This window comes from uncultured Roseobacter sp. (assembly GCF_947501835.1).
Classification (GTDB): Bacteria; Pseudomonadota; Alphaproteobacteria; order Rhodobacterales; family Rhodobacteraceae; genus Roseobacter.
The window spans coordinates 455,879-468,329 of sequence record NZ_CANMXR010000001.1; the positions used below are offsets into that span (position 1 = coordinate 455,879).

Annotated in this window: 10 protein-coding genes; 5 read left to right on the forward strand and 5 right to left on the reverse strand. The window is 61.7% G+C overall.

Going from position 1 to position 12,451, the window contains the following annotated elements:
• Window position 1: 1 nt before the first annotated feature.
• Together glmS and Q1A20_RS02280 are read left to right on the forward strand one after the other, a co-directional pair.
• Window positions 2–1,822, forward strand: coding sequence for a glutamine--fructose-6-phosphate transaminase (isomerizing) (glmS, locus tag Q1A20_RS02275; protein WP_299404036.1), 1,821 nt, complete (start codon window positions 2–4; stop codon window positions 1,820–1,822).
• 3 nt (window positions 1,823–1,825) lie between these two features.
• Window positions 1,826–2,380, forward strand: a complete 555-nt coding sequence (locus Q1A20_RS02280) for a pyridoxamine 5'-phosphate oxidase family protein (protein WP_299404034.1) — start codon at window positions 1,826–1,828, stop codon at window positions 2,378–2,380.
• A 2-nt stretch (window positions 2,381–2,382) separates the two neighbouring features.
• Here Q1A20_RS02280 and Q1A20_RS02285 read toward each other — a convergent pair whose 3' ends face one another.
• The gene (locus tag Q1A20_RS02285) at window positions 2,383–2,856 is read right to left on the reverse strand and encodes a hypothetical protein (RefSeq protein ID WP_299404031.1); all 474 of its coding nucleotides are present in this window, start codon (window positions 2,854–2,856) and stop codon (window positions 2,383–2,385) included.
• Window positions 2,857–2,940: 84 nt separating this feature from the next.
• On the opposite strand from Q1A20_RS02285, the gene moaA reads away from it, so the two are divergent.
• From moaA to Q1A20_RS02300, 3 genes are read left to right on the forward strand one after another with little or no spacing between them, the layout of a single operon-like run.
• A complete protein-coding gene (gene moaA / locus Q1A20_RS02290) occupies window positions 2,941–3,948 on the forward strand; it encodes a GTP 3',8-cyclase MoaA (RefSeq protein WP_299404029.1) in 1,008 nt (335 codons plus the stop codon).
• Window positions 3,949–3,956: 8 nt separating this feature from the next.
• The gene (locus tag Q1A20_RS02295) at window positions 3,957–5,255 is read left to right on the forward strand and encodes a 3-deoxy-D-manno-octulosonic acid transferase (protein WP_299404026.1); all 1,299 of its coding nucleotides are present in this window, start codon (window positions 3,957–3,959) and stop codon (window positions 5,253–5,255) included.
• Window positions 5,252–6,319 carry a glycosyltransferase family 4 protein gene (locus Q1A20_RS02300; RefSeq protein WP_299404024.1) on the forward strand — a complete coding sequence of 356 codons (1,068 nt, stop codon included), beginning with the start codon at window positions 5,252–5,254 and terminating at the stop codon, window positions 6,317–6,319. The genes Q1A20_RS02295 and Q1A20_RS02300 overlap by 4 nt, the downstream gene beginning before the upstream one ends.
• A gap of 15 nt (window positions 6,320–6,334) precedes the next feature.
• Here the strand turns inward: Q1A20_RS02300 and Q1A20_RS02305 are convergent, their stop codons facing one another.
• From Q1A20_RS02305 to Q1A20_RS02320, 4 genes are all read right to left on the reverse strand, one after another.
• A complete protein-coding gene (locus tag Q1A20_RS02305) occupies window positions 6,335–7,501 on the reverse strand; it encodes a M20 aminoacylase family protein (protein ID WP_299915731.1) in 1,167 nt (388 codons plus the stop codon).
• A 206-nt stretch (window positions 7,502–7,707) separates the two neighbouring features.
• Window positions 7,708–9,054: an FAD-binding oxidoreductase gene (locus Q1A20_RS02310; protein ID WP_299404019.1), complete on the reverse strand. Its 1,347-nt coding sequence runs from the start codon at window positions 9,052–9,054 to the stop codon at window positions 7,708–7,710.
• Window positions 9,055–9,123: 69 nt separating this feature from the next.
• Window positions 9,124–10,287 carry an acetylornithine deacetylase gene (gene argE, locus Q1A20_RS02315; RefSeq protein ID WP_299404018.1) on the reverse strand — a complete coding sequence of 388 codons (1,164 nt, stop codon included), beginning with the start codon at window positions 10,285–10,287 and terminating at the stop codon, window positions 9,124–9,126.
• Window positions 10,280–12,217 (reverse strand): ABC transporter ATP-binding protein, encoded by a 1,938-nt coding sequence (locus Q1A20_RS02320; protein WP_299404015.1) that lies wholly within the window; start codon window positions 12,215–12,217, stop codon window positions 10,280–10,282. Before Q1A20_RS02320 ends, argE begins: the two co-directional genes overlap by 8 nt.
• Between the last annotated feature and the right edge of the window lie 234 nt (window positions 12,218–12,451).

The window sequence follows — 12,451 nt, forward strand, 5'->3', positions numbered from 1 at the left end:
AATGTGTGGAATTGTAGGGGTTTTGGGCCATCACGAAGCCGCACCCATTCTGGTGGAGGCGCTTAAACGCCTTGAGTATCGCGGTTATGACAGCGCGGGCATCGCGACCATCGATGCGGGTAAGCTGGACCGTCGCCGCGCGGTGGGCAAGCTGGTTAACCTGTCGGATCTGCTGGTGCATGAGCCGCTGACCGGCAAATCGGGGATCGGGCACACCCGCTGGGCCACCCATGGTGCGCCTACGGTCACCAACGCCCACCCGCATCAGGCCGGGCGTGTCGCCGTTGTCCACAATGGGATCATCGAGAATTTCAGGGAATTGCGCACGGAACTGGCGGAGCTGGGGATTTCCTTTGTCACCGAAACGGATACCGAAACCGTTGCCCTTCTGACGGAGCATTACATGTCGGGTGGTGCAAACGCCGTTGAGGCCGCCAACAAGGCGCTGGACCGTCTTGAAGGGGCTTTTGCCCTGGCGTTTCTCTTCGCTGGCGAGGACGATCTGATCGTGGCCGCGCGCAAAGGCTCGCCGCTTGCCATCGGCCATGGTGACGGCGAAATGTTCGTGGGCTCCGATGCCATTGCCCTGTCGCCGCTGACCGACCGGATCAGCTATCTCGAAGAGGGCGACCGGGCGGTTGTGACCCGCGGCACAGTCGAGATACGCGATATCAACGGCGCGCTGGCCAATCGTGCGATCAAAACTGTCCAGATCGGTGATACCCGCATCGACAAGGGTGGCCACAAGCATTTCATGGCCAAGGAAATCGCCGAGCAACCCACCGTGATCGGGCAGGCGCTGAGCAATTACCTCGACAATGAAGGCAAGATCATTCTGCCGGATCAGGGGCTTGATTTCTCCACCGTTGACCGGCTGACCATGGTGGCCTGTGGCACCGCATCCTATGCTTGCCTGACCGCGAAATACTGGTTTGAACAGATCGCGCGCCTGCCCGTCGACGTCGACGTGGCGTCGGAATTCCGCTACCGCGAGCCGCCCATTCCTGCGCGCACCGCCGCGCTTTTTGTCAGCCAATCGGGGGAAACTGCCGACACGCTGGCCGCGCTGCGCTATTGCGAGGGCAAGGCGGACCGTATCGTCTCCGTGGTGAATGTGCCCGAAAGCTCGATTGCCCGCGAAAGCGATCTGGTCCTGCCCATTCACGCAGGTGTCGAAGTCGGGGTCGCCTCCACCAAGGCTTTCACCTGTCAGCTCGTGGTGCTCTTCATTCTGGCGCTCAAGGCAGCACAGGATCGCGGCGTGATCGACGCCGAGACCCTGGCCGAGCACCTCTCGGCCCTGCGCAGCATCCCCAGCGTGCTCAGCACCGCGCTGGAGGCCAATGCCGAAATGCAGAAAGCCTCGCTCAAGCTGGCCGAGGCGCGTGACGTGCTGTTCCTGGGACGGGGGCTGATGTTCCCGCTCGCGTTGGAAGGCGCATTAAAGCTAAAAGAAATCAGCTATATACACGCCGAAGCTTATGCATCCGGAGAATTGAAACACGGGCCCATCGCGCTGGTAGACAAGACCGTTCCTGTGGTGGTGATGGCCCCACGCGACGCGCTGTTCGACAAGACGGTGAGCAATATGCAGGAGGTTATGGCACGCAAGGGTCGGGTCATCCTGATCTCTGACCGGCAGGGGCTCAAAGAGGCTGGCGAAGGGGCTTTTGCCACCATCGAACTGCCCACCGTGCCCGATGCGGTCACCCCGATCCTCTATGCCATTCCCGCACAGCTGCTGGCCTACCATACGGCCGTGGCCAAGGGGACGGATGTGGACCAGCCGCGCAACCTCGCAAAATCCGTTACGGTGGAATAAATCATGGCCAAGCAATTTGATCACCTGAGTGACGCGCTGACCCGCTTCATCGAAGCACAGCATATTTTCTTTGTCGGCACCGCCGCGGCAGAGGGGAAGGTGAATATCTCTCCAAAAGGCATGGACAGCCTGCGTGTGCTGGGCCCGAACCGGATTGCCTGGCGCAATCTGACCGGGTCAGGCAATGAAACCGCCGGGCACCTGGCGCAAATCAACCGCATGACACTCATGTGGTGCGGGTTCGAGGCCAAACCGATGATTTTGCGCACCTATGGTTCTGCGCGTACGCTGCACCCGCGCGATGCGGATTTCGCGGAACTCAATGCGCTTTTCCCACCATCGGACGCAGCGCGGCAGATCTATGATCTGGCCATCGACATTGTCCAGACCAGCTGTGGTTACGCGGTGCCCTTTATGGACTACGCCGGCGACCGCGATGTGTTGAAGAAATGGGCCGAAGACAAAGGCCCCGACGGCATTGCGGCCTATTGGGATACACGCAACAGGCAGACCATCGATGGCGCGCCAACGCATATTCTCGACCCGCAAGAGGGCTGAAATCAGGCCAGAACCTGAAGGGTCACCAGATCGGTCAGGTTGACTTCCAGCAGCCGCATCGCAGAGAGCGACAGGCGGCTGCCTGCCGTTTCGGGGCCATCGATGGGAATCAGCGTCACCGCGACCGACAGCCCGGTTGCCGGGTCTCTGACCCGACCCGCCGTTTCCGCCTGTACCAGCGGCGTTTTCAACCAGAAGCCCGGTTCCGCCGGGCTGCCCAGTGAAGCAACGGTTTGCCCCAAGGCACGCCCGCCCCCGGTTTGCGCCGCGGCCTGCCGTTCGGCATCAGTGGTTTGATCGAGAGCTTCCGCTGTGCTGAGACCGGTTGTCGGCACACCGTCGGTCGCAGGTGCCGGCGCGGTCGTTTCCGGTTTGGCAACCCCCAGCGCGGCACCGAGCTGTTCGAATTCCGCGCAGCCAGTAACGGCAAAAAGCGCGCCAACAAAGGCAATCCGGGAAACCATGGTTTTCAACATGACCCGTCTAAATCACATGTGCCCTGCGCCATCAATGGCGTTAACCTCTTGCTGCGCCAGCCCCAGACCATTACCTATGGTGCCATGACAGCCCCATTGATTGATCCCTTTGCCCGCGCGATTACCTACCTGAGAGTTTCGGTAACCGATCGCTGCGATTTCCGATGCGTCTATTGCATGTCCGAAAACATGACCTTTCTGCCCAAGAAAGAATTGCTGACGCTGGAAGAATTGGACCGCATGTGTTCGACCTTCATCGGGCTGGGCGTGGAAAAGCTGCGGATCACCGGCGGCGAGCCTCTGGTGCGCAAGGGCATCATGACGTTCTTTCAGGGCATGACGCGGCACCTGGAGAGCGGCGCGTTGAAAGAGCTGACGCTGACGACCAATGGCAGCCAGTTGGAGCGGTTTGCCAAGGACCTCTATGCCGCTGGCGTGCGCCGGGTGAATGTTTCACTGGACACGCTGGATGAGAGCAAATTCGCGGAGATCACCCGCTGGGGTCGTCTGCCACAGGTACTGCGCGGCATTGATGCGGCGCAGGATGCAGGGCTGCGCGTGAAACTGAACGCGGTGGCGCTCAAGGATTTCAACGAGGTTGAGCTGCCCTACATCACCGAATGGTGCGCCAAGCGCGACATTGATCTGACGTGGATCGAAGTGATGCCGATGGGCGATATCGGCAATGAAGATCGCCTGGGGCAGTATTGGTCACTCAAAGACGTGCGCGCGCGCTACGGCGAGCACTACACCGTGACCGATCTGGCAGAACGCACTGGCGGCCCTGCCCGCTATGTCCGGCTGGAAGAAACCGGGCAGAAGATCGGCTTCATCACACCGCTCAGCCACAATTTCTGCGAAAGCTGCAACCGGGTCCGGCTGACCTGCACGGGCGAGATTTTCATGTGTCTGGGGCAGGAAGATGCCGCAGACCTGCGCGCGCCCTTGCGGGCGCATCCGGAAGACAACGGACCGCTCGAAGATGCGATCCGTGCCGCGATCGCGCTGAAACCCAAGGGCCATGATTTTGACTACTCGCGCCAACGTCTCGACGGACAGATGCCCCGGCATATGAGCCATACGGGCGGCTGATCTGAGCCATGCGCGCGCCGCCGCTCTTTCACGTCTATGTGGCCGCGACCGTCCTTTTGGCGCCCTTCGCGGCCTGGTCCGAAATTCGCAAATTGCGGCGGCAGGGCGTCTCGGCGTTACGCGCGCATGAGAAGATGGGCCATGCCAGCCAGCCGCGCTCCGGGGCGGGCCATCTGATCTGGTTTCACGCCGCTTCCGTGGGCGAGAGCCTCTCGGTGCTGGCGCTGATTGCCAAAATGGGTGACATGCTGCCGCGGGCGCATTTCCTGATCACCTCCGGCACGCCAACCTCGGCCAAGCTGGTCGCAGACCGGATGCCACCGCGGACCGTGCATCAGTTTGCACCGCTGGACGCGCGCGGCCCGCTCAGCCGATTTCTAGGGCATTGGCGCCCGGCCGCCGCAATCTTTGTGGAAAGCGAGCTTTGGCCCCGGATGCTGCGCATGACCCGCGACAGGGGCACCCCCATGGCGCTGGTCAACGCGCGGCTGAGTGCGAAATCCCGTGCGGCCTGGGCCAGCAAACCGGCGCTGGCGGCCTATGTGCTGGATGTCTTCGATCTGATCCTGACGCAGAATGACGAGATGGCGCAGGCGATGGTGGCGATGCACGCCCCTGTGGACCGGGTGGCGCGCGGCACCAATCTCAAGGCGATGTCCTCGCCACTGCCCACCGACCCGGCGGTGCTGGCGCAGGTGCGCACCGCCATCAAGGCGCGCCCTATCTGGGTTGCGGCCTCCACCCACAAGGGCGAAGAGGCCACGGTGCTGGCGGCGCATAAGGCGCTGCTGGAAGATATCCCCGATCTGCTGCTGATCCTGGTGCCGCGTCATCCGGATCGCAGCGATGAGGTGGCCGCACTGATATCGGATCACGGGCTCAGCCATGCAACCCGCTCGCAGCAGGCACTGCCAACGGCGGAGGACGCGGTCTACCTCGCGGATACGCTGGGCGAGTTGGGCAATTGGTACACGCTCACCGATTTTGCTTTTCTGGGTGGCTCGCTGCTGCCCATCGGCGGGCACAATCCGTTTGAGGTGGTGCAAGCGCAGGCTGCGGTGTTGTCGGGGCCGCATGTGACCAGTTTTGCGGAAACCTATTCGGACATGACGGAAATGGGGGCCGCGGAAATTGTCGATGACGCGCCCGCCCTTGCAAAAGCTGCTGGAAGGCTGTTGAACGACCCGGCCCATGCAGCCGCGAGTCTGACGGCGGCGGACCAGTTTGTGCGGGGGAAATCGGACGAACTGGGCTCCATTGCGGCCCGCCTGATCCATATGCTCAAGCTTGAGGATGACATCCGATGAGTTCTGTCCCTGCGCCAGTGCTGCGCGACATTGAGGTGATCGCGCCGAATTTCAAACGTCGCCATTCCGGCGTGACGTCGACCGTGATCCGTCTGGTGCCGCTGCAGGCGCATGACATCGCGATCACTGCCTGCGCGCCCGATCTGCCGCCCGAGGTGCCGAACATGGCGCCGGTGCGGCTGTTGCGCCTGCCGCGACGCGGCCCTTCCGGCGCCCGGGTCTGGCACGCGCGTCGCAACGTCGAAATGATCGCCGGTCTTGCGCTGAAATACCTCACCGGCAAGAAGCTTAAGCTGCTTTTCACCTCCGCGGCCCAGCGACGACACACCGGGTTCACCCGGTGGCTGATCCGGCAGATGGACGCGATCATCGCAACCTCGTCGAAATCCGCGAGCTATCTGGAACGCGATGCAACCGTGATCCGGCACGGTGTGGATTGCGAACAGTTTCAACCAGTTGACGACCGGGCAGCCTTGCGTGTCGCGCTGGATTTACCCCCTGATGGCCCCCTGATCGGCTGCTTTGGCCGCATCCGGCATCAAAAGGGCAATGATCTCTTTGTCACCGCGATGATCGACGTTTTTACCAAACACCCAGAGGGCAAGGCCCTCATCATGGGGCGGGCGACGGCGGAACATCAGGATTTCCTGAAAAAGCTCAAGGATGACGTTGAAAGCGCGGGATTGTCGGATCGGATTCTGTTCCGGGATGAGGTGCCAATTGCGGATCTCGCCCGTCATTTTCAGGCGCTGGATCTCTATGTGGCCCCGCAACGTTGGGAAGGGTTCGGGTTGACACCGCTGGAGGCGATGGCCTGCGGTGCGCCCATCGTTGCCACGAAAGTGGGCGCTTTTGAAGAGCTGGTGGTGGAAGGGGAGACCGGGCATCTGGTGGAGATCGAAGACGCGCCTGCCATCGCGGACCGGGTCAGCCGGATCCTGTCATCCCCGGAAAACCTTCAATCGATGTCGGAGGCCGCTCGGCAAAACGTGGTCGACAACTTCCGCATCGAACAGGAGGCTGCCGCCATCATCGCGGTCTACCGCAAGCTTTTGGCCGCCTAATCCTGGCCTGATCCGCTATGAGGCGACGGGCAGCCGTTGTTCAACGATCTCGGCCCACCAGCTACAGCCTGCGGGGATCGCCTCGTCGTTGAAATTGTATTCCGGGTGGTGCACCGCCGCGCCCGGTCCGTTACCGACCAGAATGTAAGCGCCGGGGCGTTCTTCGAGCATGAAAGCGAAATCCTCGCCGCCCATGACCAGCGGTGCTTCGGCACAGGACCCGCTGATCTTGGTCGCGACATCTGCGGCAAATTTGGTCTGCTCGTCGTGGTTCACCATGACCGGGTAATTGCGCACATAATCCACCCGGGCCTCGGCACCAAAGCTCTCCGCCACACCTGTCGCAATCTTCTTCAGTCGCGTTTCTGCAAGGTCCCGCATCTCACCGGACATCGTGCGCACCGTGCCCTTGAGGGCCACCCGCTGCGGGATGACATTGAACGCCTTGGAGGAGGTCTCGAACGAGGTGACAGAGACCACGACCTGATCCACCGGATCCGCGAAACGGCTGGCAATTGTCTGCAAGGCAACGACAATCTGGCTCGCCACAACGGTGGTATCCACGGTTTCATGCGGCTTTGCGGCGTGACCACCCAGCCCTTCGACCTCAATCTCAAAGATATCCGTTGCGGCAAAAAACGCACCGGGGCGGATCGCGAAACTGCCCAGGGGGCGGCCCGGCCAATTGTGCATGCCGTAAACTTCCTGAATGCCGAAACGCTCCATCATCCCGTCTTCGCACATTTCGCGGCCACCGCCTCCGCCCTCTTCGGCGGGCTGGAAGATCACCACGGCCGTGCCATCGAAATTACGCGTCTCCGCGAGGTATTTCGCCGCCCCCAGCAGCATCGCAGTATGGCCGTCATGCCCACAGGCGTGCATCGCGCCCGGTGTTTTGGAGGCATATTCAACACCAGTCTGTTCCAATATCGGCAGGGCATCCATATCCGCACGCAATCCGATCACCTTGCCGGAGGTGTCCGAATTGCCCTTGATAACACCTACGACGCCAGTGCGCCCGATGCCCGTGACGACCTCGTCACACCCGAAGGCCGTCAGCTTTTCCGCCACCAGCGCAGAGGTGCGATGCGTATCGAAAAGCAACTCCGGGTGCTCATGCAAATCGCGCCGCCATGCGGTGATTTCATCATGCAGTTCGGCAAAACGGTTTTTGACAGGCATGCGTATCGTCTCCTTGACGGCCATGCGACCACGTACGGCGCTTCTTGCATAAGGCAAATGGCCACCATGGTTCAGGCTTTTGGGCGTTGGGTGCCTTTAGGGCACGGAAATGCGGGCGTGATTCCGACCGCTTACCGGTATCTTAACCCGCTGCGCCGGGTCTTCAACCAGATCGCGAAAATTCCTGGGCGATATCCGGGACAGCGCTAGAGGGCCGGACCAAGGTGCATCCTGCTGCCGTCTGAAAAACGTGCCAGTCTGAAGCGGGTCAGATCATGCCCCGGTGGTTTGCCCTGCGCCAGATCCGCAAGCACCCGCCCCATCGCCGGGCCGATACCAAATCCGTGGCCGCTCATGCCCGTGCCCAGGGTGAGCCCCGGCAATGCCGCCACCCTGTCCACCACGGGCACGATGTCGGGCATGGTATCGATCATGCCAGCCCAGGCATGCGACAGCTGAAAATCGGGCAGTTCCGGAAACAGCTGTGCGAATTGGCTTTTCAGGCGATTTGCCCGGCCCATGTTCGGTTTCGGGTTCAATACGCGCAGGGCCTCAAAGGGGCTGGGCTGATCCCCCGACCAGTGGCGGGGTGTGCGCCAGCCATCGGGGTATCCTTCGGGTGCGGCGGGCAGAAATCTGGTGCCAAAGGGGGCTGCACGCAGCTGGGTCAGAAATTTCGGCAAGGCGCGCAGAGCGTCCCACCCCAGAAACAGCTCATGAAACCCGCCCGGCGCAAGGGTGTACCCGCCATCCACGCGGGCACGAAAGGCAATTTCATCATCCGCAACGCCGCCTGCGGCCACCACCGGCAGCGCCGACGTGGCCGCAACGGTTGCGCGCACGGACAACTGCGGCAGCGCCACACCGTGATTGCGCAGGAAGAGCGCGGACCATGCCCCGCCTGCCAAAACCACTTCCGGGGCGGCGACCCTGCCCCGTTCCGTGACAACCCCGGCCACCCGCCCAGCCGCAAGATCAAGGCAGCGCACAGCACAATTTTCAATAATTACAGCACCTTCGCGCTGCGCAATCTCGGCCACAGCAGGCACCGCCAGCCAGGGTTCGGCCCGCATGTCGGAAGCGGTGTGCAGCGCGCCCGCGTATTTTTTGGACATGCCGGGCACCAAATCTGCAGCCTCAGTTGCAGACAGGAGCCGCGTATCGACGCCCGCATCGCGGGCATGGGCGATCCAGTCTGCATAACGGGCCATCTGCGCCTCAGACTGCGCCAGATAAGTCACGCCGCCCTGTGTGAGCCCGATGTCCTGATTGGTCTGGGTCGCCAGTTCACGCCACAGGCGATTGGCCTCCACCATGATCGGCAGCTCATCCGGGTCGCGCCCCTGCTGGCGGATCCACCCCCAGTTGCGGCTGGATTGTTCGCCCGCAATGCAGCCTTTTTCCAGCAGAACCACCTTTTGACCCGCGCGCCTCAGAAAAAGAGCCGTTGAGACCCCCACAACCCCGCCGCCCACGACGACAACATCCGCCTGCGCTGGCAGCTCTGCGGAAAAACGTCGGGGTGTTGCATCTGAAAAGGGAAAAGACTGCATATCAGGCAAGGCGCGCCTCAAGACGGTCTGCCGGACACCGCTGGGGTCTTTCGCCCCAGGCCAACCGGCTCATTGGCACAATCGGGTGACCAGCTTCTGCATAAAGCTATGGCCTGCGTTGAATTCCGCAACTGAAATAAATTCGTTGGGCTGATGCGCCTGTGCGATATCACCCGGACCGCAGATGACAGCAGAATATCCCGCTTCCTGAAATTGCCCGGCTTCGGTGCCGTAGCTGACCACATGGCTGGCATTGTCGCCGGTCAGCATGCGCACCAGGCTCTCGGCTTCGCCCTCGACCTCAGGCTGCAACCCCGGCACGTCGAACCGTGGGGAGATTTCGATCTTCGTCTCCGGCACAACTGCCTGCATGAGCGCTTCGACCTCGGCGACACGCGCGCGGTAACGCGCCTCCCAGTCCGATTTGCGCTCCCCGGGCACAACGCGGAAATCGACCGCGAAATAACAGTCCTTGGCGGTGATATTATGTGCCGTGCCGCCTTCGATCATCCCGACATGAACCGTGGTGTAGGCCGGGTCGAACATCGCCGCCATGGCGCCGGGTGTGGCGCTCTGGTTTTGCGCGTTCATCTCATTGGCCCATTCGATCAGCTTGGCACCATACATGATCGCATTCACGCCGCGGTCCAGCAGCGAGGAATGCACTTCAAAGCCGCGGACATGGGTATTGAACCCGGTGCCGCCCTTGTGGCCAGCCACCACGCGCATCGACGAGGGCTCGCCCACAATCACCGCGGATCCTTTGGGCAAGACCGGCTGCATGGCCGCAATCATCGGCGGCGCACCGACGCAGCCGATTTCCTCATCAAAGCTCAGCGCAATCTGCAGGGGTCGTTTGATCCCTGCGTGATGTGCCTCGACCATTGCCCAGATCGCCAGCGCGTCGAACCCCTTCATATCGCAGGTGCCGCGCCCGAAATACTTATCGTCTCTCTCCACCAGATCGAAGGGATCGCTGTCCCAGGGCTGGCCATCCACCGGGACCACATCGGTGTGACCGGAGAGCACGATTGCCCCTTCTTCCCAAGGCCCAACATGCGCAAAAAGCGCCGCCTTGGGTTCATCGGGATGATTGTAGCGATGCGATGTGATCCCGTGACTGCTGAAATAATCATCCACCCAGTCAATCAAGGGCAGGTTGGTATCACGGCTGACGGTGGGAAAGCTGACCAGTTGGCGCATCAGCTCTAATGGGGTGAGCCGGTCAGTCATACAGGCGGCGTCCGCTCAACCCTTCCGGGGCGTCCTGCCCTTCGCGCAGACGGTTTTCTGTGCGCACCAATGCGTCATCACGCTTATAGCCGCCCCAATCGCCCTGCAACACAAAGTGCCCCGGTTCAACCTCGTCATAGACTGATGGTCCGGGCGCGTAGCCAACCGGGTGAATCGGCGATGGGATCGGTTTAAAGTTCAAATCCCGCTCGTCCTTACGTTTGCGCGGGTCCGCGATGGGCACCGCCTTCATCAGGGCCTGCGTATAGGCATGCTGCGGGTTTTCGAAAACGCGCGCGCGCGGCCCAAGCTCGACAATCCGGCCCAGATACATCACACCCACCTGATGGCTGACGCGTTCAACGACCGCCATGTCATGGCTGATGAACAGGAACGACAGGCCCATTTCGGCCTGCAGTTCCAGCATCAGGTTCAGCACCTGCGCCTGCACCGACACATCCAGCGCCGAGACGGCCTCATCAGCGATGATCAGTTTCGGATTGAGCGCCAGGGCGCGGGCGATGGCCACCCGCTGCCGCTGCCCACCCGAAAGCTCGTGCGGAAAGCGGCGCATGAAGCTGCGGGGCAGTTCCACCCGGTCAAAAAGCATGCCGACCCGTTCCTGCACGGCCGACCCCTTGAGCGTGCCGTAGTTGTGCATCGGTTCGGCTACCTGATCGCTCAGCTGCATCTGCGGATTGAGCGAGGCGAAGGGATCCTGAAAGATCATCTGCATGTCGAGCCGCGCCTCGCGCAGCGCATTGTGATCCAGCGCCATGACATCAGTGCCGTCAAGGTTCACCTCGCCGGACATCGGATCGACGAGCCGCAGGATCGAGCGCCCGGCGGTGGATTTGCCGCAGCCGCTTTCGCCAACAAGGCTCAACGTCTGCCCCTTGTTGATGGTGAAGGAAACATCCTCCACCGCGTGCACATTGGCCACCGTCCGCCGGAAAAAGCCGCCCTTGACCGGGAAGCGTGTGGTCAGGTTCTTGACCGACAACAGCACCTCATCCGTGCCGGTGATGGGCTTGATCTCATGGCCCTCGGTGCCCAAGAGCTTCATCGGCTCCGGGAATGCCTTGCCGGTCATCTCGCCCAGCTTGGGCACCGCCGCCAGCAGCGCCTTGGTATAGGGGTGCTGCGGGTTCTCGAAAATCTCGGCCACGGGGCCTTCTTCGACCTTGTTGCCGCGGAACATCACGACCACGCGGTCGGCCATCTGTGCCACCACCGCCATGTCATGAGTGATGAACATCACCGCCGTGCCGGTCTCACGCTTCAACCGGTCCATCAACGCCAGAATTTCCGCCTGAATGGTCACATCCAAGGCCGTCGTCGGCTCGTCGGCAATCAGCAGACGCGGCTTGCAGGCCAACGCCATGGCAATCACCACACGTTGTCGCATCCCGCCCGAAAGCTCGTGCGGGTATTGCACCAAACGCCGCTCCGGTTCCGGAATGCGGACCTCGCGCAGCAGCTCCAGCGCCCGCGCCTCGGCTTCGGCACGCGTCATATCCTTGTGCAGACGCAGCCCCTCGGTCAGCTGCCGCCCAACGGTGAACACCGGGTTCAGCGCCGTCATTGGCTCCTGAAAGATCATCCCGATCTCATTGCCGCGGATCGAGCGCATCTTTTCCGGATCGGTGCTGGCCAGGTCAACGTCATCGGCATCCGGGCGATCAAACCACAGCTGCCCACCGGTGATTTCGCCGCCGCCAAACTCCACAAGCCGCATCAGGGAGAGCGATGACACCGACTTGCCGGACCCGCTTTCGCCCACCACGCAGACGGTCTCGCCCGGGTTGATGTCAAAGGAAACATCCTCGACCCCGACAACCGGCCCGTCCTTGGTTTGGAATTCGACCCGCAGCCCTTTGATTTGTGCAATCGGATGCACAGCACCGCTTTGTTGTTCGTTATCCAGCATGGTCGCCCCTGATGTTCTTGTCCCGGGACGCTAAAGCCAAGACGCCAGTGGTGTCAAACCCGTCCGGGGCAGTTGCCACAAAGTCATCCATCACAAGGGTTGCTTTTTCCGAAAAAGATGCTTCGATGGGCATATGCACCCCCGGGGGCTCGGCTCAAAAGTTGCGTCTTTTCGCAAAGTTAGGCCAGTGTTCTCACATTGCTTCCGGTCAGCACTCAAGCGCCCAAGACGCAA